The 23,440-nt window shown below is 42.7% G+C and carries 16 protein-coding genes; 4 read left to right on the top strand and 12 right to left on the bottom strand.

Annotated elements, in window-relative coordinates:
- Positions 1 to 117: 117 nt before the first annotated feature.
- Positions 118 to 1,134: a potassium channel family protein gene (locus tag ACR5KR_RS12040; protein WP_445626330.1), complete on the bottom strand. Its 1,017-nt coding sequence runs from the start codon at positions 1,132 to 1,134 to the stop codon at positions 118 to 120.
- A gap of 132 nt (positions 1,135 to 1,266) precedes the next feature.
- Positions 1,267 to 1,449 (bottom strand): hypothetical protein, encoded by a 183-nt coding sequence (locus ACR5KR_RS12035; RefSeq protein WP_229458098.1) that lies wholly within the window; start codon positions 1,447 to 1,449, stop codon positions 1,267 to 1,269.
- A gap of 125 nt (positions 1,450 to 1,574) precedes the next feature.
- Here ACR5KR_RS12035 and ACR5KR_RS12030 point away from each other — a divergent pair, with 125 nt between their 5' ends.
- Together ACR5KR_RS12030 and ACR5KR_RS12025 are read left to right on the top strand one after the other, a co-directional pair.
- Positions 1,575 to 1,958, top strand: coding sequence for a hypothetical protein (locus ACR5KR_RS12030; protein WP_448266693.1), 384 nt, complete (start codon positions 1,575 to 1,577; stop codon positions 1,956 to 1,958).
- 217 nt (positions 1,959 to 2,175) lie between these two features.
- The gene (locus tag ACR5KR_RS12025) at positions 2,176 to 3,456 is read left to right on the top strand and encodes an acetylornithine/succinylornithine family transaminase (protein WP_448266692.1); all 1,281 of its coding nucleotides are present in this window, start codon (positions 2,176 to 2,178) and stop codon (positions 3,454 to 3,456) included.
- Between the two features lie 260 nt (positions 3,457 to 3,716).
- Here ACR5KR_RS12025 and ACR5KR_RS12020 read toward each other — a convergent pair whose 3' ends face one another.
- The 9 genes from ACR5KR_RS12020 to ACR5KR_RS11980 form a co-directional block, all read right to left on the bottom strand.
- Positions 3,717 to 4,322, bottom strand: coding sequence for a DUF4129 domain-containing protein (locus ACR5KR_RS12020; RefSeq protein WP_448266691.1), 606 nt, complete (start codon positions 4,320 to 4,322; stop codon positions 3,717 to 3,719).
- A gap of 272 nt (positions 4,323 to 4,594) precedes the next feature.
- The gene (locus tag ACR5KR_RS12015) at positions 4,595 to 5,083 is read right to left on the bottom strand and encodes a DUF2243 domain-containing protein (protein ID WP_448266690.1); all 489 of its coding nucleotides are present in this window, start codon (positions 5,081 to 5,083) and stop codon (positions 4,595 to 4,597) included.
- Positions 5,084 to 5,180: 97 nt separating this feature from the next.
- Positions 5,181 to 5,573 carry a pentapeptide repeat-containing protein gene (locus tag ACR5KR_RS12010; protein WP_289795697.1) on the bottom strand — a complete coding sequence of 131 codons (393 nt, stop codon included), beginning with the start codon at positions 5,571 to 5,573 and terminating at the stop codon, positions 5,181 to 5,183.
- 119 nt (positions 5,574 to 5,692) lie between these two features.
- On the bottom strand, positions 5,693 to 6,130 hold the full coding sequence (locus ACR5KR_RS12005; RefSeq protein ID WP_445626335.1) for an RrF2 family transcriptional regulator: 438 nt from the start codon (positions 6,128 to 6,130) through the stop codon (positions 5,693 to 5,695).
- Between the two features lie 294 nt (positions 6,131 to 6,424).
- Complete coding sequence (locus ACR5KR_RS12000; RefSeq protein ID WP_448266689.1) at positions 6,425 to 7,774, bottom strand: PAS domain-containing sensor histidine kinase; 1,350 nt, start codon at positions 7,772 to 7,774, stop codon at positions 6,425 to 6,427.
- Between the two features lie 251 nt (positions 7,775 to 8,025).
- A complete protein-coding gene (pgmB, locus tag ACR5KR_RS11995; RefSeq protein WP_448266688.1) occupies positions 8,026 to 11,037 on the bottom strand; it encodes a beta-phosphoglucomutase in 3,012 nt (1,003 codons plus the stop codon).
- A 271-nt stretch (positions 11,038 to 11,308) separates the two neighbouring features.
- Positions 11,309 to 13,717, bottom strand: a complete 2,409-nt coding sequence (locus ACR5KR_RS11990) for a sucrose synthase (RefSeq protein ID WP_448266687.1) — start codon at positions 13,715 to 13,717, stop codon at positions 11,309 to 11,311.
- Between the two features lie 380 nt (positions 13,718 to 14,097).
- Entirely contained in the window at positions 14,098 to 14,481 is a 384-nt protein-coding gene (locus ACR5KR_RS11985) for a beta-lactamase hydrolase domain-containing protein (RefSeq protein ID WP_445626339.1), read from the bottom strand.
- A 336-nt stretch (positions 14,482 to 14,817) separates the two neighbouring features.
- Positions 14,818 to 18,696 carry a PAS domain S-box protein gene (locus tag ACR5KR_RS11980; protein ID WP_448266686.1) on the bottom strand — a complete coding sequence of 1,293 codons (3,879 nt, stop codon included), beginning with the start codon at positions 18,694 to 18,696 and terminating at the stop codon, positions 14,818 to 14,820.
- An 819-nt stretch (positions 18,697 to 19,515) separates the two neighbouring features.
- Here ACR5KR_RS11980 and ACR5KR_RS11975 point away from each other — a divergent pair.
- Entirely contained in the window at positions 19,516 to 19,827 is a 312-nt protein-coding gene (locus ACR5KR_RS11975) for a hypothetical protein (RefSeq protein WP_448266685.1), read from the top strand.
- A gap of 1,575 nt (positions 19,828 to 21,402) precedes the next feature.
- Here ACR5KR_RS11975 and ACR5KR_RS11970 read toward each other — a convergent pair.
- Positions 21,403 to 21,624, bottom strand: coding sequence for a DUF4327 family protein (locus tag ACR5KR_RS11970; RefSeq protein WP_445626341.1), 222 nt, complete (start codon positions 21,622 to 21,624; stop codon positions 21,403 to 21,405).
- Positions 21,625 to 22,139: 515 nt separating this feature from the next.
- Here ACR5KR_RS11970 and ACR5KR_RS11965 point away from each other — a divergent pair.
- Positions 22,140 to 23,372 carry a cysteine desulfurase-like protein gene (locus ACR5KR_RS11965; RefSeq protein ID WP_448266684.1) on the top strand — a complete coding sequence of 411 codons (1,233 nt, stop codon included), beginning with the start codon at positions 22,140 to 22,142 and terminating at the stop codon, positions 23,370 to 23,372.
- Positions 23,373 to 23,440 lie beyond the last annotated feature (68 nt).

The following is a 23,440-nucleotide window of genomic DNA, read 5'->3' as shown; positions in this document are numbered from 1 at the left end:
AAAACTGAAACATTTATCCAATGGATGTTTCACAATCCAAAATCTAAAATCTAAAATACAAAATGGTATTACTTATACAAACAATACCTAAATTAATAAAAAAGTAATTAAATAAAATCAAATATTTTTCGGTCGTCGCAGTTTCTTAGAATTCATTGGGCCGAGAATCTGATTTAGGTTGCGCAACTGCTCTGCTGTACCCATACCAATTAGACGATCCCCCGGCATTAAAATCGTATCGCCAGTGGGACCACCGATTAAAGTTCCATCAATGCGGTGAATTGCGAGAACCAATGCCCCAGATTGCGATCGCAATCTCGCCTTTTGCAAACTTTGACCCACAACGGGACAGAAAGCGGGGTCGAGTAAAAATTCTTCCATATACAACTGGCGGTCTGCACCAGTCAAAATCCCATCTACAAAGTCCAATACCTGGGGTCTGAGAGCCGCAGCAGCCATGCGCTTCCCACCAGTAATATAGGGGGATATCACTTCATCTGCACCACCGCGTCGTAACTTCTGCAAAGCTTCTTCTGTACTTGCCCGTGCGATCACCCGAATTCCTGAATTCAGCGTTTTTGCTGATAACACAATGTATAAATTTTCAGCATCAGAGGGAAGGGCTGCAACAATACACATCGCCCGTTCAATACCAACTTTTAGGAGTGTGTCATCTAGGGTAGCGTCACCTTGGTATGCTGTATAACCTTCAGCTTGCGCCCTTTGGATTGATTCCGTCTCCGAATCAATTACTACAAAAGCTACACCTTCTGTCCGAAATTCCTTGGCAATTTGCCGACCAGTCCGACTAAATCCACAAATGATGTAGTGTTCTGTTAAGGATTCCATTAACCGCCTCTGTTGCTGTAACCGAATTCCTTCTTGAAAGTACCCTTGAATAATTGCTTCTGTAAATCTGTTGACAATGTAACCGATATTGACTACACCCAACAAAATCAGGGCAATTGTAAATAATCGTCCTCGACTACCGAGTGGGTGCGTCTCTCCGTATCCCACAGTGGCTAAGGTGATAACTGTCATGTAAGCTGCATCTTCCCATGACCAGCCCTCCACTAACCAGTACCACAAAGTGCCAATCAAGAAAACACCACCAAGAGCGATCGCCCCCGCCATCAACTCTTTTTGGATACGTTGATATTTTTGCTCAAGTGTTGAGAATGACGTAAAAATAGTACTTTTAGCCTACTTTTTCTAGTTTTCTACCAACTTTAAAATTATCTATACTAATAGTCCAATAACTCAGAACTACTTACCTTTTTTCTTATCTAGTGCTTCTTGGATAGCACGTCTACAGAATTCTGGAGGGTCTTCTTGTGCTTTCACCTCTTCCTTCATTTCCTTAGTAACCCGGAAACTGAGATTATCGGTTAACTCTCTACTTGGTTGAGAGGATTCAAAATTTTGAGGGTTACCCTTGGGGTTAGGCATTGTTGAGAGATATAAATAAGGCTTGATTTGATGTATACAAGGAAATAAAGGTTAAATCGGTAGGTATCATCCCTGGAAAAGTTGTTACCTACCGATACCACTTTTACAAGAGGTAACTCTATTTTATGTTCACGCGTTCCGAGTTAGAAATCAAAACCATCCCAGAATTACGTGACTTATGCCGTCGATACGGTGTTAAGCCTACAGGGAGTGCAGCATATAAAGTCAGCTACATCAATTCTCTGATGGTATTCCCTCAGCTAGCACTTGGGCAGCTAAGAGAAGGAAGGGGATTAAAATCTCCTGGACTTAGCGCCATTCAATTTTTTGAAGGGGTGATAGATGAAATGAATTCACCCACAGATGAGCAAGCAGCACTCATCAAAATAACCTTGGAAGGTAGGAGAATGGCTTACCCCGATAGGTTTGACCAAGAGAACCTGCTGAATTTGCACAAAGCTAAGATGCACCTTGAAATGGTTGTTGGGCTACTCAGTCAATCGCGATAGAGAAGCTCCCCGACTTTGTAAAGAAGTCGGGGAGCTGTGGCTTTAACTTGCTCAAGTGTTGAGTACAAAGTTTTTTTCATCACCACCAGGCCTTTGAGGTTACATAAGCGTTAGCTTAAGAAGAAGTACGAGTTGTGCTAAATAAAAAGTATTTTTTAGGGATTTCTAGGAAACTAGTAAATAACTATATAATGAAAAACTTTCAGGAGGAGCGGTAGTGAGCCTACAAACTCTCGTTGACCAAGCCACCATCCCCCCATCAGGGTCTGTAGCATCTAGTCCCTTTGATACAGATAGCTTTAATGAAGCTGTCATGTCTACCTACGCTCGGTTTCCCTTAGCCCTAGAACGGGGTGCTGGATGCCGGGTTTGGGATACGCAGGGGCAGGAATATCTGGACTTTGTAGCGGGAATTGCTACTTGTACTTTAGGACATGCCCACCCAGCGATGGTAGAAGCGGTAACACGCCAAATCCAAAAGCTGCACCATGTCTCTAATTTGTATTACATTCCTGAGCAAGGTGAATTGGCAAAATGGCTTGTCGATCGTTCCTGTGCCGATCGCGTATTTTTCTGCAACTCTGGTGCTGAAGCTAACGAAGCCGCAATTAAACTGGCGCGGAAATACGCCCACACAGTATTAGACATTGAAAAACCGATTATTTTAACCGCCAATGCCAGTTTCCACGGGCGGACTTTGGCAACCATTACCGCCACTGCCCAACCGAAGTATCAAAAGTATTTTGATCCTTTGGTTCCTGGGTTCCACTATGTAAATTACAACGATATTAACGCTGTGGAAGTAGCGATTAGCGAGTTGGATGAAGGCGATTATCGGGTAGCAGCAATTCTGATCGAGCCATTGCAAGGAGAAGGCGGTGTACGTCCAGGAGACGTTGCCTATTTCAAAAAGCTCCGGCAAATTTGCGATGAAACTGGCGTTTTGTTGATTTTCGACGAAGTGCAAGTTGGTATGGGGCGTAGTGGCAAATTATGGGCTTACGAACATCTCGGCGTTGAACCGGATATTTTCACCAGTGCCAAAGGCTTAGGTGGAGGTGTCCCCATCGGTGCAATGATGAGCAAGAAATTTTGCGATGTTTTTCAACCAGGGGAACACGCTAGCACCTTTGGCGGAAATCCTTTTGTGTGTGGTGTAGCACTCAGTGTTTGCCAGACATTGGAACGGGAAAATATTTTGCAGAATGTGCAAGACAGGGGCGAACAGTTGCGATCTGGATTGAAGGCGATCGCCGCGAAATATCCTCAGCACATTGGCGAAGTTCGGGGTTGGGGGTTAATCAACGGTTTGGAGTTACGAGCCAACATCGAGATAACCGCAGCCGATGTCGTTAATGCTGCTATCAAGGAGGGTGTATTGCTGGTACCAGCCGGGCCAAAAGTAGTCCGGTTTGTGCCACCGTTAATTGTTACAGAGGCGGAAGTCAATACTGCTTTGCAAGCTGTGGACAAGGCGATCGCAATTCTCGCCAAATAAAACAGGAGTCAGAAGACAGAATTCAGAATTGGTGAATACTCTACCCATAAAGAGATAGAATTTTAAGGCGAGAATATTTTAATTTTTTTCGCCCACTATTCCACTCGCTTTTAACCAATATTCGTCACCCACTCGTACAGAATTCATACTGAATTCTGACCGGAGCTTTCCGAGTCTCCGGCTTTGCTTCTGAGTTCTGAATTCTTCATATAAAATATTGTTTGTTTTGTGTAAAGACGTTGCAATGCAACGTCTCTTTTTCATTCCGGGGAAATTTCTCGATAAGCTTGCCGACATTGCTCATAATTGTCTGGCAAAATCTCAGCATTATTAAAACATAATTGCTCGTGAGTAGTAATTAAAGTTTCATAAGGCTGTATGGGAGTCACAGACGATCGCAGCAATTGCAAATATTCTCCATCAGTACGGCTGAGTTTGTGGGGTGCGATCGCATTTTTATCCAACTGCTGCAACATCGCTAAATAAACACAACGGCAAGCCTCACGGTAGTTACCTTGACGGTAAAATTCTTGCGATCGCTCCAACAAAAGGGCTATGGATGACTCATTGGAGCGAGTTTTGACACGAAAATCAGTGAGATTGCCACTTCTATTTAGCCAAGAATATATATAAGGACTGAATTCTCGCCATAATCGCCAACCCACCCACGCTACAAATAATCCCAGTACCAGCCAAAACAAGAATTTCAGCAATTCACCAAGCCAAGGACTAATTGACCATCCAGTAGGCAATTCTGGTAAAGCCCGTTCAAAGCGGTAAAACTGGTATTCCCACCATTCACCCGCTTGTTGTTGGAATTGAGACAAATGCCAACTCCAGCTAGTTTTTTCAAAAGTATCTGTCATAGAGGAGAGTGGGGAGCAGGGGAGCAGGGGAGCGGGGGAGCAGGGGAGCAGGGAGATGTGGTTCGACTGCGCTCACCAACCGGGAGGTGAGGGAGTGAGGGAGTTAGGGGACAAGGGGACAAGGAGATAAACAAAACTCCTAACTCTTGTACAGACGCGATTAATCGCGTCTGTACTTTTAACTCTTAACTCCTAACTCAGCACTGGCTCAATGCCGAGCTATCGCTAACAGCACTCCCAACGCCCAATGACCAATGACCAATGACTAATGACTAATGACTAATGACTCTTGACTCTTTTTTTATCATTAGCCAGCCGATAAGAACAAGTAGCGCACCGAATGCCAGAAATCCTAGATCCCAAGCTAACTCATTTGGGCCTGGTTTAACATGATGGACACCGAGAATTTGGTGGTCAATTAAACCTTCAATCAAGTCAAACAATCCACTACCAATCAGTATCGATCCAATAAAGGTCTGTGATGACCAAGGAACATCATCACGTCTTCCAGCACGCCATAGTAACACAAGTCCAGCTGCGGTGAATACCCAATCTAAGGTATGAAATAATCCATCCCACACCATGTTCAAATCTATATTCGCCCTGTTTGTCAGAGGTCTAATGTTACTCAGCATATGATGCCACTGGAGGATTTGATGTAGTAATATTCCATCAATAAACCCTCCAAGACCCACACCAAGAAAAATTCCAGCAGTGATTAGTGGTGCGCGTCGGTTGAGGATTTCACTTTTCGCCTCCATTGTCAACCTCATAGATAGGCTTTTTTACCAAAATACAACTCTTGTGAGAGAAATATCTTCTATCTTGAGGCAAGTGCGATCGCTTAACTTAAATTAATCAATCTTCAAATTTAATCTGCATACCCGCTTTCACCGGGTCGAAATCTTGGGGAAAATGGGTGTTGCGATCGCAATCTGCTTTTTCCAGGTTCGCTCCTTTAAGAGCGGCTTGGCGGAGATTTGCTGACATCAATAATGCTCCCCTAAGATCGGCATCCTTCAGATTAGCTTGACTAAGATCGGCAAAGCTCAAATCAGTTCCCCTCAAATTAGCGCTACTAAGGTTAGCTTCACTCAAGTCAGCATAACTCAGGTCAGATCCTTTCAAGTTAATGCCTTGCAAATCAGCATTACCCAGTTCTGCTTTACTAAAGTTCCGTTTTCCTGCTGCATAACTCTCCACAAGAGTAGCAGCACTATTTATCGGCTGTTGAAAATTGACTTCAGGCATATAACAGCGTCACAGATTGCTCGTTCTTACTTTCATCTTCCCTTTTTAATTACGAATTACGTAGCTTGCTTCTGGCATGAAGGCGAGTATTCCGAATTACGAATTAGTAATTATACTTCCTAAATGTAATACATTAGTTCCTTCTGTTGTCGGCTCGATCTTCGGTCACAAAGGTCTTGGAGTGTATATTTTTCCAAAACAGAGTTAGCAGCCTGACGTGCTTCTTGCCAAACTTCCTGAATTAGCTCACCTTCTACCGTGTTGGGAGTCGGTTCACAGGGAGATACAACAATATCTGACCCTTCCATACAACTAAAAGCATCCAACACTGTAATCTTTCCGGGATCTCGTGCCAGAACATAGCCACCTTTGGCTCCGCGTATACTCTTAATTAAACCTCCACGTCTTAACGTTGCCAGGAGTTGTTCCAAATAGCGGTTCGGGATGTCTTGCAATGCCGCTATCTCTCGAATTTGTAGGGCTTCACCCTTAGGGTAGCAGGTTGCTAACTCTAACAGGGCTAGAAGTGCGTATTCTGATTTGTTAGAGATTACCACAGGCGTAATATTTTAAGCTCATATTTAAAGATACAAAGTCTTTGAGTTTGTTTCCCTAAGCTACTGCGAAGAAAAACTTTACAATCAACCTATTGTTGACCGGCTTACTCCACTTTAAAGACCTTCTAGCATACAAGCAATTACTTTTGTTTTTAAATTCGATAAATAAAAGTGATTAGACTTTTTGCAAAAATATATTTTTGCACTCTTAGGGTAAAGGGAAAGGATTTTGAGTTTCTTTACCCTTTTCCCCTTCACCTTTACCCCGACTTTTGCAAAAAGTCTATTAATTAGCTATACATGGAAATTTCTTGAAAATGGCAGAATGACTGTAAAGGTAGTTCCCGCATCGATCGCACTTTCAACTGTAATCTCGCCGCCGTGTAAATCTACAGCCTGCTTGACAATGGACATCCCTAATCCCATTCCTGGGATATTGGCTGTATTACTAGCGCGATGGAAGGGTTCAAAGATGTGTTCAATGTCAGCAGTGGGAATGCCAATACCAGAGTCTTGAGCCTGAAATATAGCTTGCTCGTTGGCAGTGGTTACAGAAAACCTAACTGTACTACCAATGGGAGAGTATTTTAGACAATTCGAGAATAAATTACTCAAGATTTGGCGCAGTAGTTTCGCGTCTAAGTTAGCTTCTGTGCATTGGCACTCACTGCTAAAAACGATCGTATGTTGGGAGCGATCGCTCTGTTGTAATTCTTCTAATAAATCTCGGCAAAATTCCACTAAATTTATCGGTGTTGGATTAAACTCTAACTTGCCTGTTTCATCCTGACTCACCACCAATACATCATTTAATAAGTGGGTTATATGCATAACTGATTTTTGAATGCGACGCAGGTGGGTCTGTTGTCGCTGTTCGCTCCAAAGGTGGCGATAATGTTCTAGTAGTTCCGCAGAAGAGTGGATAGTAGCCAAAGGGGTGCGAAACTCATGGGAAGTGATGGTGAGCAAGCGGGATTTAAGTTCGCTAAACTCCCTTTCTTTGACAAGCGCTTGTCGCATCGCCTCTTCTGCCCATTGCAGCTTGGCTTGGGTTCGCTTGCTTTCGCTAATGTCGCGCAATAACCAGCGCAGACTAACTAACTCACCAGATTGATTACGGATAGCAACCACCTTAACCGCAGCCATAATAGGTGTTTTGTCACGCGGTCGCAGGGTTACTTCCCATTCTTGCATTTTCCAGTCTGGGAATTGGGCGCGATCGCGCAGATGATTTAGTTTCAAATGAAAAGCAATTATTTCTTTCTCAACTACAAAAATCCCTATGGATTTGCCCAACAACGAACTTTTAGAAATGTTAAGTAGAGCGGTGGCGGCTGAGTTAGCTTCCTGAATTATTCCTTTTGTATCAGTCACAAAATAAGCGTCTGGTACTTCCTCAAATAATTCTTGGTAGCGTTGACTTTCTGCTACCAAAGCCTGTTGAGTTTTGGATAATTCTTCATTCTGCTGCTTTAAATCTTCATTTACTAGTTGCAGTTCTTCCAAAGCTAGGTAAACTTCTTTAAATACTGCGGTAACTAGTTCAATATCTGCTTGTGCTTTTTGCTGTTCGCTCTGGCGTTGCAAGAGGGCGACGCGCTTACGCATGTTCTCTATCTGCAAAGCTAAATCGTCCAAATTCACGCTCTTGCTCCTAATTTCTAAAGTGGGGTTTTGTTTTAGATTCCCTACTTAGACGATCTTAGCTTTTGGAGCTTAACAGTTATCAGCAATTACAGCGTAGTTTTAGGTAGTTTTAGTTCTTTGGGCTGATTAGGACTTAATACAGCAGAATTCAGGAGTAAAACATACTTTATACCTGGCTTGAAGACGAATCGTTGTATACTTCACCTTCCTTCAAATCTGCTGTAAGTAATCAAGCGGTTCTCATTTGTTCACTGTTTTTGTCTAGAAATGTTACTCAATTGCTCTCGAAGGTCAGCCCATTTAATACCTTCTAGGCTGGGTAAAACAATATGAGCGGCTCCAACTCGCTCAACAGGGCCGAGTCCTATTGCCCACATCCCGGCAGCTAGAGCGGCTTCAACACCTGCTGCGGCATCTTCTACAACCACAGATTGCGCTGGTTCGATTCCTAGTTGCTTGGCTGCGTACAGAAATAGGTCGGGTGCTGGCTTGGGTTCTTGGACGCTGTAACCATCAGCGATCGCATCTACTTTGTCGGCAATGCCCAATCGCTCGATTACTGTCTGGGCATTTTTGCTCGCTGAACCAATACCGATCTTAATCCCAGCTTGCCGCAGTTCATCCAACAAGGCGATCGCACCTGGCAATAAATCCTGGGATGTCATGTTTTGGATTAATTCCACATAGTAGCGATTTTTACGCTCCATCATCTCCTCAATTTGTGCTTCCGAATACGCTCTATCGCCAACAATCAGCATCAGGGAAGCACGACGGGATACACCCCGCAGGGCTTCGTTAGCTTCTCGATTAAACGGTATACCCTCTTCATCAGCTAGCTTTTGCCAAGCGAGATAGTGAAGTTCTGCTGTATCTGTTAGCACACCATCTAAATCGAAAATGAATCCTTGGATGTTGGGCGTGGGAGATGGGGCATTGGGCACAAGAGGCAGAGGGGCAGAGGAGCAAAGGGGCAGAGGTGAAAAATTTCCTCCAACTTCTCCCCTGCTACCCTGCTCCCCTGCTCCCCTGCTCCCCCGCTCCCCCGCTCCCCTGCTCCCCAGTTCCTCATGCAAATCGAAGTCGTGCCATTTCCCGCGCCAGTGCAGTCTAAACTTTAGACGCGTCCAGCCAGGGGGTAGGTGGGGGTTGGCTACAGGGCCATTTTCAGTTAATTGAATGCCGCCGAATCCAAAAATTACAGCTTGCCAAATCCCACCAGCACTAGCGCCGTGAATTCCGTCGTTGGTATTACCTCGGTTATCTTCAAGATCCACCATTAACGCCTGCATAAATTGTTCGTAAGCTTCAGCCGATTTGCCCAAATCGGAAGCTAAAATGGCTTGAACTGCTGGGCCAAGGGACGAACCATAAGTAATATCGGTGCGGGGTGCGTAGTAGTCCCAGTTTGTCTGCAATGCTTTTTCGTTGTAGGGAAAATCTGCTGATTCCCGCATTAAATATAAGAGCATTAATACGTCTGGCTGTTTGAGTACTTGAGATTTGTTGGTTTTATCAATACCTAAAATCGGTTGCATGGAACGATCGCGTGGTTCATAATCTGCTAAGTTGATATCTTCCAATTGGAAAAATCCCTCGAATTGCTCGATTAGTCCTGTTGATGGGTCATAGAAAAACAAGATTTTGGCGACGATCTCTTGCCAGTGCGATCGCTCCTCTGGGGTCAGCTTTAATTTCTGTTCTAGTTCGGTGGCTCGTTCGGGGAATTTGTCAACCAACCAATCATAGATGGCGATCGCTTTCTCTAGATGCCATTGCGCCATCCGGTTTGTAAAGGCGTTGTTGTGGACTAATTCATGGTATTCATCTGCTCCGATTACTCCTCGAATTTCATACTGTTCGCGCTCAGAATTGAATTCGACTCGACTACCCCAAAAGAGCGCCGCATCTAAGATAATCTCTGCACCACACTTTTGCATCCAGTCATCATCACCAGTGGCTTGCCAGTAGTTCCAGACTGCGTAGGGGATATCTGCGTTGATATGAATTTCGCGATCGCGACACCAAATCCGCACGTCTTCACCATAAAAATCACTACCAATAGCCCAACGTGGTGTTACTTCATCTCCAGTATCAGCACTTTCCCAGGCAAACATTGCCCCTCTAGAGCCGTAATGGCCTGCCTTGCGTCTAGCTCCTGGCAAGGTGTGCCAACGGTAACTGAGTAAGTGGCGGGCGATCGCTGGTTGAGTAAACAGAAACAAGGGCTGCATAAAAATTTCTGTATCCCAAAAAATATGACCGCGATAGCCAAACCCCGAAAGGGTTTTAGCAGGAATGCTCACTCTATCATCATCCCGTGAGGCAGCAATCAGCAGTTGAAACAGATTGTAGCGAACAGCAAAAGTAGCTGTGCTATCCCCCTCAATCAGGATGTCACTTTGCTGCCAAACCTCATTCCATGCCTGCTCATTGGCTTTTTGTAATGTTACATAGTCTGGCAGCTGTGCGAGTTTTTCTCGAGCTGCTGAAACTGGTGCTTCAATCTCCCGCGAGGTAAAAACAGTCACAAGTTTTTCTACCGTTACGGTCTGCTGCGCTTTCGCCAAGAAGTTTGTACTCAAAGTAGGATAACCGGGTGCGGTATTGACTTGCAAAGATGCTTCAGTGCCTAATATTGTCAACTTAGCTGCCATACCGAGTTCAATTCGAGAGTTGCGCGTGCGGCGTTGCAACCAGATTCCTTGATTAGTCTTGCCCTGGTCTAATTCTTCCCAGTGATTGAAACCTTGATTTTCGGGATAGCCATTGATGCTAGCTTGAACTTCGATTAACCCCTCAAAATCTATTGGTGTTAAATGGCAGCGTAAAGCCAACACGTGCGGATCTGCAAGACTAGCAAAGCGTTCAAAGCTAATGTCTATGGTGTTCCCACTGGGAGAGCGCCAACGCAAGGCACGCAAAAGTAGTCCTTGGCGTAAATCAAGCTGGCGCTCGTAGCTCAATATCTCACCTCGATCGAGACGGAAGCGATCGCCATTTACAATCACTATTAAGGGTAGCCAGTCAGGGCAATTTACCAGTTCAGTGTACACCACAGGCACATCATCGTAGACACCGTGGATAAAAGTAGCTGGCAATGCATGAGGATAACCTTCCTCAAAACTGCCTCTGGTTCCCAGGTATCCATTGCCGATTGTAAAGACGGTTTCTTTAGAGTGCAATTGCTCAGGGTCAAACTGGGTTTCGATTAATATCCAGTCTGTGTAGATAAAATGGCGATAACGACCTTTTGTTTGCATAAGTTGGACGATTAAGAATTTTGAGTCTTTAAGCTAGATGAACGGAGTTCCGAGGTGGATGAATCCAGTTCCAAGGTGGATCAACGGAGTTCCGAGGTGGATGAATCCAGTTTCGAGGTGGATCAACGGAGTTCCGAGGTGGATGAATCCAGTTCCGAGGTGGATCAACGGAGTTCCAAGGTGGATGAATCCAGTTCTAACTCTCCCCTGCTCCCCTGCCCTCTGCCCCCTGCCCTCTGCCCCCTGCCCCCTGCCCCCACTCCCTCATTCCTCATCCCCCCTGATGCTTTTCCAAAATCTTTTCGACTCTGGGTTTATAAATGAGATGGAATAAGGTTTCCATGTAGCGATCTCTAGCTTCGTTATTTTCGGGAGCAACAAAGTTCCAAAAACTAAACATTTTCGCAAGCAGTAGTAATTGATTACTATGTAAATGCCAATTATATTTGTGATGAATTCGTTGACTCATCCATTCTGAAACTTCGTACCAGTATTTAGCATGAGTATCACATTGTTCCAGGAAATCTAAGATTTTCGTTGCTGTTCCTTCTAAGTCTGTAGGATTAAGATTAAATTGGTTTTCTTTGTTCTCGATAATTTCTAAAGAACCGCCAAATTGGGTAGCAAAAGTTGGCAAGCCAGAAATCATCGCTTCCAAAATACTCCGACCGAAGGATTCAAAACGGGCAAAATGGACATAAATTCCTTGAGAATCGGCAACTACTCGGTAGGCTTCGCCGATGTCCCGGCTAGGAACACGCATCCCCACCCAGCGAATCTTGCCATCGAGATGATATTGGTCGATAATGTCGTGGAGTTTTTGAATTTCTTCTGCTTCTTCTGGGTTGCTAGCTTCATGTAAATGCAGTTTAGTAGTTAATAAAATCAGGTTACAACGCTCTTGCAACGCCTGACTTTTACCAAAACATTCAGCTAGACCAGTGAAATTTTTGATTGAATTGATGGTATCAAGGGCAAAAATTGGTCGATGATTGGGGCGTTCTAAATAACCAAGAATTTGTGGATCTTCGCGGGTAAAGAGTAAATCGTGGATTTGTGTGCCAAGTTTGGAATCTCGGTTTTCTTTTTGGCTGTAGGGAAAGAAAATATTTTCATTTACTCCCGGCGGCACAAAGTTAAATTTAGGACTAAACAAATCAATGCCATCAACTACATGATACAACTGCGGCATCGTAAACCACTTGTATGACTCATATTGACCTATGGTATCAGGCGTGCCAACAATTTCTTGATAGGACGATGTGATGATAAAGTCAGCTGCATTCATGCTAATCAAATCGGCGGTAAATTGTGCCGAAAAATGATATTTATCTTCTAAATCTTGCCAATATAAATTGCTAAATAGATATTTAGGTTTTTCCAAAGAATGGGCAATGTTACACTGGGTGACTTTCATGCGGCGGGATAGCAGAAAGGCTACTAAATTACCATCGCTGTAATTGCCAACAACTAAATTAGGTTTGCCTTGGAATTGAGCTAGTAATTCTCTTTCTGCATCGATCGCAAATTGTTCTAAATAAGGCCAAATCTCAAATTTAGAAATCCAATTATTCGTAATCTCTGGATTGAATTCACCAAAAGGAACGCGCAATATCCAAGCATTTTCGGTATCTTGAACTTTTTCTAAGGGCAGGTTACAAAATGTGCCTTCACAGTTAGGAATTAATCGAGTCAGAATAATTACATGGGGTTTAATACCTAGCTGGTCGAGTCCAGCGAGTTTGATTTGTTCGCGCAGTTCGTTTTCTAGACTGCGAGCTTGTTCGAGGACGTAGATAACTTGACCGAGTGTTTCATCTCTTCCCAAAACATCCTCCTGTCCAACCCAGCCGTGGACAGAAACAAGGACGAGGCGAAAGATGGCGGGGACGCGGGCCACAAAAGCTTCTAAAATGGCAGGTTCGGGAGAGTAAATGAGTCGGTCGAGGAGTTCTAAAGTTTCAGAGACTCGCGCCGCAGTATTACCCCAACCCGGCTCAAAGCCGAGTTCTTGGAGATCAAAGCGGAATTTTTCATAAGGTTCATCAGGCGATCGCTCGCTCAGGAATTTGAGGGCTAGCTTAATTTGTTTGGCTAACTGAATACCGGAAGGAATGCGATCGCTCAACAATAGACGAATACCATTGCATTGCAGCCTATGTAATGCTTTAAATAACATTTCTACCCAATATTCAGAGTCAGTCAACAATTGATTGCATAGGTAACGGTTGAGGAAGGCTAAACCTTGACCAATATTTCTCGCATCATCAATTCTTGGAGAACTCTCATAAAAGGGGTGGAGGTCGATTTCGAGGATATGGGGTTGGTAGCGGTTGACTAGACGATCTCTCACATCTAACAGCGCTTGAGGCGTCATCTGCTCGAACCTGCTATCGGCTGTCAGTTGCCAAACTTCTTGATTAGCAATCCTCGGTCGAATCACGAACCAAGTTCTTTCCTCTTCGAGAATGATTTCGTGGGTATATTGTATTAGTTTGCCAACAGAAGAAGAGTGGTAAAAATAGGCTGGCTTTTGCGATTGATGACAGTAATCAGCAAAGAAAAGCAAAATCTCATTTCTTAGGAAGTAATGCTTACCTGAAACACTCAATGCATAAATCAACTGATGCAGAGCAGTTTTTTCATCACCGTTGGAGAGAGCTTGAACTAGTTCATACATGATGACGAATTCCAGAAATTTAGCTAGGTGATAACCTCATTTTTCTTTCCAGTTTTCGGTTTGCTGAGGTATATTCCCCAAATGATCGTAAATTACTATAAAAATCTTTGCGTCTAGCTCTGGGATGAAAGGCTGTGAGAACTTCAAATCTATGGGATGAGGAAGTAGAGAAAGGCAAGGTATAAAACACTATTTTCAATTAAGTACTAAAGCCAAATTGGAGCGATCGCTAGTAAGCTTGAAATATAATTATTTTGACTTTGAGCTTTTGACTTCCACCTGGCGTTACTAGTACAGTTCGGCGTAAATTAGCTACCTATTTGAAATGTCTAAAACCCTTACACAATGGGAATTACGAATTAAGTGAAGCGTTACTAGTCTTATATCAAGCCTATATTAATAACTTTTTGTAGGGCTTTTTCAAAGCCTATACCCTGTTTAAGAGCAATATACAAAAATACTATTGCAGCTGAACGAATTGAATTATCACAATGTATCAAAGTCGGTTTAGGTAGTTCAGTGATGAGTTCAGATATCTGGAGCATACATTGATGATTAATATCTTCAGATTTAGTTGGGAAATTAACATAATACAATCCCAAAAGCTCAGTTTTTTCTTGTTCAGTAGCCAGCAAACCTGTTTCGTCAGCCATACGTAGATTCACTACAGACTTATAACCATCATCAGCTATTTGTTGTAGCTGATCTGGTGTAATTTGCCCTGCGATCGCTAACTCATGATTAATTTCCCTAATAATGTTCATCAGCCGGATTAACTCCATTTTGCCGACATTGCCCTAGCTTTAACCCTAGCAAAGCAATTTGAGGAACTTGTGAGGAAAGCATCAAAGTCTGCTATAAAGCCCAAAATTCAAGCAGACGCGACTTTTGACTTTTGCCTTGTGCTAGTAGTAGTCTGGCAACCCAAAAATGTTAGGTGGAGGTTGGGTAAAGGGAAAAGGGTAAGGGATAAAAAACATGAGTCCCTTTCCAATACTTGTCGGGTTTTGGGGAAAAGGGGTGGGGTACTGGGTTTGGGATTTAAAACCTTTCCCCTTTCCCCTTTCCCCTTTACCCCGCCAAGTGAACTTGGCGAACTACTAGCCTCTGAATAAATTGTGTAAGGTTTTTAATAATTCTCTACCCGTATAGGGTTTTAATAAAACTGCTTGTACATTATCATCAGCAGATTGAGCAAAGATTTCCATTGAGTTGAGTCCGCTACAGGCAATAATTTGAACTTGCATATTCATTCTTCGCAAGGTGCGAATGGCGATGATTCCATCCATTTTTGGCATTATTAGATCCATCAATACGGCATTGATTTGATGCTCGTATTGGGCGTAAAGCGCGATCGCCTCAATGCCATTACTGGCAGTTAGTATCTTATAGTTATGCTTTTCCAAGATGATTGTGACAATCTCCCGAATTTGGGGTTCATCATCCACAACCAAAATCAATTCTCCCTCTCCTGGAAGCAAATCCAGGTCTTCTATGTTGAACGCTTGGGTTGCTTCCACTGCTGGTAAAAACAGGTCAAATTTGCTGCCTATATCAACATTGCTAGACACTTTGATAAAACCGTCGTGGTTTCTGATGATTCCCAGCACTGTTGAAAGTCCAAGTCCGCTACCTGCATTGACTTGTTTTGTAGTGAAAAATGGCTCAAAAATTCTATCTATTATGTCTGGCGGTATCCCAATTCCGTTATCGGCAACGGTAATCACAATATAATGCCCAACCTTGGCATCAAGATTCATTCGCGTATAAGCTTCATCAATAAACTTATTTTCTACAGAAATATTGATATTACCGCCATCTGGTAGAGCATCGCGGGCATTTACTACCAGATTGATCAATACTTGATGCAGTTGTGTGATGTCTCCATTTACAGCCCAAATTTCTTCTGGGATAAACGTGGAAAGTTCAATAGATTTGGGAAATGTCTGTTTGGCAATTTGGACAATTTCTGAAATCAGATGCTGGATTTGGATAATTCTTCGCTCTCCTTTATTTCCTCGCGCAAAGGACAAGATTTGCTTTACTAAAGCTGCTCCGCGTTTGGCGTTGGTTTCTACAAGTGCCAAAAGTTGCCCAGAACGCTCCTCATCTTGTAAAAATCTTCCCTGTAGCAATTGAGCCGCTGCCAAAATTGGTGTCAATATATTGTTCAAGTCGTGGGCAATTCCACCTGCAAGAGTGCCAAGGCTTTCCAATCGCTGGGTGCGAAAAAACTGCTCTTGGAGTTGTTTCTTTTCGGTGATGTCAGTGTCAACAGTCAGGATGGATTTGGGTTTTCCCGCAGAATCGCGCATCAATGTCCAGCGGCTTTCCACAAGAATTTTCTGACCAGATTTTGTAACTTTATTTAACTCACCTTGCCAAGAGCCACTCTCAATTACTCTTTTCAGGGGTACTTCCAATTGCTGCTGAGTTCCTGCTGTGTGAAAAATCTCCTGGAGGTTTTTTCCGATCGCCTCTGTAGAAAGCCAACCGTACATCCGCTCTGCACCTTGATTCCAGAATAAGATTTGAGACTGGAAATCTCGAACTAATATGGCATCGGTGGCAATATCAAGTAAAGCGGCTTGTTCAGAGATTTTTTGTTCTGCCAACTTGCGCTCAGTGACATCCCTATTTGTGCCGACGATCCGGATCGGCTGACCGATTTCGTTATAGTAAACCTGACCTTTGCAGTTTAACCAGTGTAAGCTGCCGTCGGACCAGACAATTCGATACTCTATAGATCCCTTTCCTTGCTCAATCATCCGCGCTATACTCGCAGCCACAGATTCGCGGTCTTCTGGATAGATTAAATTGAGATAATCTTCATAGGTTGGACACAAGCTGTTGCTCGGTAGACCATAAAGTGGCCCCATATTGGCAGACCAAATACCAGTATTAGCGATTAAGTTCCGCTCCCAGATGCCAATTTGGGCTGCTTCGGTAGCTAAACTCAATCGCGCTTCACTTTCTTGCAGTGACTCTTCGACCAGTTTGCGTTTGGTGATATCTTCGGCGATACCACCATAGTATTGAACTTTTCCTTGGTCATCATAGACAGTAAAACTCCGATCCCAAATCCAGCGCATCGATCCATCAGGTCGGAAAATTCGATATTCTATTGAAGCGGATTCACCACTAAGCTGTTGCTTTGCTGCTTTAGTGGTTAGACCGCGATCGTCTGGATGAACGGACTCTATCCAAGACTCAGGCCGCTCCAATAAACTTTGGCAAGAGCGACCCCAAATTTTTTCATAGGCAGGACTAACATACAAGGTTCGGAATGAATCAGTGCTGGCAATCCAGATAACTGCGTGGGTGTTTTCGGCAAATTTGCGAAATTTTTCTTCACTTTGGCGCAGTGCTGCTTCGGCAAGTTGGCGTTCGTCTAGCGTAGATTGCTGTTCGGTAATATCTCTGCCTACCTCTTGGATTTCAACAACCTCTCCTTTGTCGTTACGAATTGCGATCGCATTCCATTGAAACCAGCGGATACCGTTGACTGTCAATGCACGTTGCTCGCGATTCATCAAGGGATACAATGAAGATCCTAAAGCTGCCACATCTTCCATCGCTTCAGGCAAGTCATCTGGATGAAGAAATTGGAAAATTGACTGACTGCGAAACTCATCTTGTTTCCAACCGAAAATTTGACAAGCAGCTGCATTGGCAAAGGTAATCTGCCCTTGCAAATCAATGCGGATAATTATGTCAGTTTGGCTTTCCACGAGTTGGCGATAGAGGTTTTCGCTCTGGCGTAATGCAACTTCTGCGCGTTGGCGCTCAATAATTTCTTGTTGCAACAGAACATTGGACATCACAAGTTCTGCTGTCCGTTCCGCCACTCGTTGTTCTAACTCCTCGTAAGCTTGGCGCAGTGATTCCTCTGCCTGGTGGCGTTCGCTAATATCGCAGAGTAACCAGCGCCAGCCAACTTGCTTACCCTTTGAATCGTACATGGCAGCGGCTTTAATACTAGCCGGAAAAGCTGTACCTCCCCGTGGTTTTAAGTAAGCTTCCCACTTCTGTTCCTGCTGTTTATTAATTAGTCGAGTGTTAAAAGTGTGACGGTCTTGCTCAGGAATAAATAAAATTAATGGTTTGTTTAGCAAATATTTTTGGCGTACAGCGAGCAAGATTGTTGCTGCTCGGTTAGCCTCTTGGATAATACCTACTGTATCAGTTACCAAATAAGCATCTGGAGCGAACTCAAACAAATCCCGGTAACGTTGACGCTCCAATTCTACTAGTTCGCGGGCAACGCCCAACTCTTCATTTTGTTCGCGCAGTTCTTCTTCCACAACCTGGAGTTCTTCGAGGGCTTGCTGAAGCTCCTGATTAACTTGCATAATTTCAGCCGATTGTGCCTCAACCCATAGCTTTAAGTTATTTTGAGTCTGGCAGCACACTTGCTGTATCTCTGTATACTGATTAACCTGGCTAAATTCATCTCTGGGTTTTTGTAAATATTGCTGCAAGCCTTCAACGACCCCTACCATTTTTACCAAGTCAAAGGCTTGTAGCAAGCTAGTCTCGTTAATGACTCCTACCAATTGTCCGCGATCGTCTAAAACGGGCAAATAGCCAGTTTGATGCTCACGCAATAACGATAAAGCGATGAAAATATCTTGAGAATCTGATTGTCTAAGGGTAATTACTGGCTGCGTCATCACTTCAGCCATTGTCACCCCAGATAAATCTATTCTCGAAGCTATAAGTCTAACTACATCTCTTTCAGTAAAAATACCTAATAAATTTCCTCCGTCCATAACCAAGACACAACCAGATTTTGGTTGATTTCCAAAAGTTAAGTTCAGCGAAGAATTTAAGTTGCTAGATGCATAATTAATACATCCTTGTTGACTCATCAATAAAATAGCTTCGATTACAAAACTATCAGGATTAATCGTTAATGGAGAATAATTTATAACATGATTTAAACTAGGTAAGTTAATCAGTCGATCGTTAAATTGCATAGTTAATTTATCAATACTAATAAACTTTTTGACATTCAGGACAAATTAGCAGAAGTCAGCAACAGGCAAAACGAGTCAGCTATTGAACATCAGAAATTATTGTGGCGGAATAACTATCAAGCAACTAGCAAGCGGCTAAAATGTAATTATAAATTAACTATAAAGCAACTATAAATTAATTGTATTGATAAATACAGGATTGAACTATTATAATGACTAATACATACAATACAAGTTAGTAACTAAACTAGAAAGTAAATAAAATTTTACAGCCGTCAAATTCATTCTATTGTCAAATTTATAAATAGATGATTTGCGAACTCAAGATATTACCTTAAGTGATAGTTTTGATAGTCTTATTACTGTGAAATATTTGAAATTAATTGATGAGTGCAAATATTAAACCCTTGGTCTCAAACATTGACAGAGGCTCAGAATTTCGGCTTTCTTAATAAACTCCAGCAAGACTTCAATAAACAATACAAAAAATAGACCTCTTGCATAAGTCGAATAGACCCCCCTTAATCCCACGCCACTTGCTACCCTGCGGGTTCCGCTTTAGCGGTACAAGTCGGGCATTGCCTGCCCAACGCAGTGGCTCCCCTTTATAAGGGCTACGGTGTACACACAAGTATGACCAGTATAGGTTTCAACTCTTCTAGGACTTACGCACTGAAGCCTGAAACCTTGATCCCCCCTAACCCCCCTTAAAAAAGGGGGGAACCTCTAAAGCCCCCTTTTTAAGGGGGTTGGGGGATCTGAGTGCGTAAGTTCTGTCTTTTAGTAATTTCGTAGTAGTAGCTCGGTCACACTAGTAGGGTGCGTTATCGACACGCCGAAATAGCAAATGAGTACGCCGAAATAACAAATGAGTACGCCGAAATAGCAAATGAGTACGCCGAAATAGCAAATGAGTACCCCGAAATAGCAAATGAGTACCCCGAAATAGCAAATGAGTACCCCGAAATAGCAAATGAGTACCCCGAAATAGCAAATGCGTACCCCGAAATAGCAAATGAGTACGCCGAAATAGCAAATGAGTACGCCGAAATAGCAAATGAGTACGCCGAAATAGCAAATGAGTACGCCGAAATAGCAAATGCGTACCCCGAAATAGCAAATGCGTTCTAGCTTTGTCAGCCAGCGTAACGCACCGCAAATCTTTGGTGGATGAAGTTTTTTCGACTTGTGTGTACACCATTGCCTTTATAAGGGGAGCCACTGCGGTCTTCTCCCAAGGGGAGAGGCTAGCGCCAAGGGGTTTCCCCAAGTGGAGGAGGCAGTGCGGTCTTGGGGTCTCCCCAAGTGGAGCAACTGCCGTCAAGTGGCGTGAGGGTTAGGGTGGGGTAAAACCCTGGTTAACCAGCTATTTCAGACTTGTGTGTACACCGTAGCCCCAACACATCGGGGAGGGTTGGGGAGGGGTGATTCAAAGATTTTTGCAAGAGACTCCACGAGCTGCGCTCACAAGGAACAATGAAAATGTCTTTTTCTCCAGCATAGCTGCCTTCTTCAATCTATTCATAAGTAGGTGGCACGCTAGCAGTAACATCGCTCTGAAGCCCCACATTTATAGTTATAAGAATTTATACGAAGATAATTTGAGGAACTTGTGAAAAAACCGCTAAATTAGCCGGAAAGTCTTACTTAAGAATTGTGTATAAGTTTTGCAAAACCATTAAGTATTTTGACTATCCTCACAACTTCCTCATATTTAAAGACTATAGTCAAAATATAGACAGTTTCTTTTTAATATCTACGGGCTTCTCAAATAGCTGCCCTGAATCGCAATAACACTTTTATGAACAGGATTTGAGAAAAATATGAATTACTGTCCTTGCTGCTCAAGTTTACTTTTAGAACATATACGCGGTGCAGAGACTTATTGGTTTTGTCGTCACTGCTGGCAGGAAATGCCTATTTATAATAGGAATAATAGGAACGAATCCAGTTCATTCGCTGATGTTGTCATGGGAAAACTACCTAGAAAGCCTCAGAAAGAAAAACGTAGTAGTACTATTGTTTACGCAAGCCAATGGCAATCGATTACCGAATGGATTGGGCTAGAAGAGTTATCTACCTAATCCAATTTACTGAAACGGATTAGTATAATTGTTTTTCTTGATTTCAGTAATTAATTGCTCAAGAATGTGAGACTATAGCCTATTTATTAGGTATTAATTGACACAGTTAGATAAAGAAAACAGAAAAATTTCTCAAACCCACAGCCAAAGAGGTGAGGTTGCTTCTGAGGTTAGGCTATGTCTGACTGGAGGTAGCAACCCTTAATTAACCATTCCTATGCAGAGTAGGCAAACAAGAGGACAATGGTAATATCATTTTGGATTTTAGACTTCCGCTCCTTTCGGCTTCTCTACGACACGCTACGCGTTAGCGGAGCTTTCCATGAGAGCGATACGTTCAAGGCAAGAAGTCGCTCAGTCGAATGATTTTAGGCTTTGAACCTTGTTTATTTTTCTTCACACAGCTTGATTTTATTGTACCAACTTATTTAACAGAGAATTATTACGCTAGCAATGGTTCTCTTATCTTTTCAAACCAAAGCTATCCATCAAGATTTATTGCTTACTTTAATAATCTCTTGCTTATAGCCCCCGATTAATTCGAGAGCTTTTAATGTTGAAAACTGAATTTGTAATTTTGATTTTATGGAATGCAGCTAATAGGGTTTAGCCTTATGCAGCCTCAATCATCTTCCCAAGATTCGTGATTCAGTAAATCGATAATTCTATCTCTGAGTAGAAATTCATTTTTTTCTAACTCCAGTTCAAAATTAATCCAGTCACGATGAGGAATATATTTACAGAGGGTGTAAATTGGCTGTTGACGGTTAACAAGTCTCTTTTTAACAAGTTGAAGTGCTTCTTCTTTGATAACTTGGATGTCATATTTTACCGTAGTATTCATAAGTCGTTCCTTTATTTTCAATCAAGGAATTAAGACTCAAAACAATAGTTGCTTTGACTCTCCCTTAAACTTATCAAATAAAATTGACGAGAATTGTGAAGAATCAAGACATTAATAGTTGCTGAAAGTTAAATACAGGAGATTTCAACTTCTCGTGCGATCGCGAACAGAGTGTTAGAGGCAGAGGCTACGCTAACATGAGATACACAAAGACCCAACCACTTTCCCATTTATAAGGCTTGTCACTACGTTGGTTGTCCCGGCTGACTTGTTCGCTCTTAACCTTCTTGCTATGAAAGCAAGTGGAGTGAGGGTTGCTCATGGAATCTCTTGCAAAAGTCTCTAACACCTCATCCCCAACCCCTCCCCAAAGCATAGGGGAGCGTTTGCTTTACTCAAATGCGGGGTGGGGTTCTTTATTTTTGATTTATGCAAGAAGTCTAATCTAGATGTTCTCTGGGCGACTTGTCAGAAGGTAGGCTAGGGTAAAGAACATTCTCTAGAAAACTTCTATTATGCTCCTGAATCTTGATAAAGTTCGTCAATATTTTCCGGCTCTAGCTGGTGAATGGACTTTTTTTGATAATGCTGGTGGGTCACAAACCTTGAAAAAAGTAGTAGATAGAATTAGCGAATTTCTCCTAAGTTCTGATGTCCAGTTGGGAGCTTCTTATGGAATCTCTCAACTGGCTGGAGAACGATTGGCTTTAGCAACTAGGGAAATGGCTACTTTCATTAATGCCAATTCTTATAAAGAAGTAGTCATGGGGCCATCGACTACAATGATGTTGAAAGTTCTTTCAATTTGTCTCGGTAAAACCTTCACCTCTGGTGATGAAGTTATTGTTACTAATTGTGACCATGAGGCTAATATTGGTGCTTGGGTCGCTCTTGAAAAACAAGGAATAAAGGTTAAAGTGTGGCAAGTTCGCCCAGATACTTTAGAACTTCATTTAGCAGATTTAGAACCATTGATGAGTCAGCGCACAAAACTGGTAGCCTTGACTCATGCTTCTAATGTTCTGGGAACCATCAACCCAATCAAAGAAATTGCTGCATTTGTACACGATCGCAACGCTATGATTTGTGTAGATGGTGTAGCTTATGCACCTCACAGATTAGTTGATGTCCAAGATTTAGATGTTGATTTTTATACTTTGAGTTTTTATAAAGTCTATGGGCCGCACCATGCCTTACTTTATGGCAAAGAAGAACATTTATTAAGATTGCCTGGTCTTAACCATTATTTTATTGACCAGACAGATATACCTTATAAATTTCAATTAGGGAATGTCAATTTTGAATTAAGTTATGGAATGTTAGGTTTATGTGATTATTTAAGTGAATTAGCACAACTGCACTACGGAAATGAAACAGCACCGGATTTAAGAAATAAAATGGTGCAAGCATTTGATTTAATTAGCATACATGAAGAACATATTAGCGATCGCCTCCTAAATTACCTCAACAGTAAGCCGAATGTGCGAGTGATTGGTCAATCAAAGGCTGACCGTAAATTCCGTGTACCAACTATATCTTTTGTCGTCGATGGAATAAATAGCTCAACCATTCCGGCAAAAGTTGACCAACATTATATTGGGATTCGCTATGGGGACTTTTATGCTAAACGGCTGATTGAATACCTGGGGTTAGCATCCCAAGGTGGAATAGTCCGGGTGAGTATGGTGCATTACAACACCCTTGAGGAAGTTAACAACTTGATTGAGGCTTTTGAGCAGATATTTTAAGATTGGGCATTGGGCATTGGGTATGGGGCATTGGGGATTGGGGATTGAAAAGAGACAGGGTAGACAAG

The organism is Nostoc sp. DSM 114159, from assembly GCF_053470285.1.
The sequence above is the reverse complement of the archived record's forward strand: the minus strand, read 5'-3'. Positions and strand labels throughout refer to the sequence as shown.

Bases quoted from the DNA above. Each gene is read 5' to 3' on its own strand.
- ACR5KR_RS12040 (WP_445626330.1), bottom strand. From the start codon at position 1,134: ATGGCGGGGGCGATCGCTCTTGGTGGTGTTTTCTTGATTGGCACTTTG.
- ACR5KR_RS12035 (WP_229458098.1), bottom strand. From the start codon at position 1,449: ATGCCTAACCCCAAGGGTAACCCTCAAAATTTTGAATCCTCTCAACCA.
- ACR5KR_RS12030 (WP_448266693.1), top strand. From the start codon at position 1,575: ATGTTCACGCGTTCCGAGTTAGAAATCAAAACCATCCCAGAATTACGT.
- ACR5KR_RS12020 (WP_448266691.1), bottom strand. From the start codon at position 4,322: ATGACAGATACTTTTGAAAAAACTAGCTGGAGTTGGCATTTGTCTCAA.
- ACR5KR_RS12015 (WP_448266690.1), bottom strand. From the start codon at position 5,083: ATGGAGGCGAAAAGTGAAATCCTCAACCGACGCGCACCACTAATCACT.
- ACR5KR_RS12010 (WP_289795697.1), bottom strand. From the start codon at position 5,573: ATGCCTGAAGTCAATTTTCAACAGCCGATAAATAGTGCTGCTACTCTT.
- pgmB (WP_448266688.1), bottom strand. From the start codon at position 11,037: ATGCAAACAAAAGGTCGTTATCGCCATTTTATCTACACAGACTGGATA.
- ACR5KR_RS11990 (WP_448266687.1), bottom strand. From the start codon at position 13,717: ATGTATGAACTAGTTCAAGCTCTCTCCAACGGTGATGAAAAAACTGCT.
- ACR5KR_RS11985 (WP_445626339.1), bottom strand. From the start codon at position 14,481: ATGAACATTATTAGGGAAATTAATCATGAGTTAGCGATCGCAGGGCAA.
- ACR5KR_RS11980 (WP_448266686.1), bottom strand. From the start codon at position 18,696: ATGCAATTTAACGATCGACTGATTAACTTACCTAGTTTAAATCATGTT.
- ACR5KR_RS11970 (WP_445626341.1), bottom strand. From the start codon at position 21,624: ATGAATACTACGGTAAAATATGACATCCAAGTTATCAAAGAAGAAGCA.
- ACR5KR_RS11965 (WP_448266684.1), top strand. From the start codon at position 22,140: ATGCTCCTGAATCTTGATAAAGTTCGTCAATATTTTCCGGCTCTAGCT.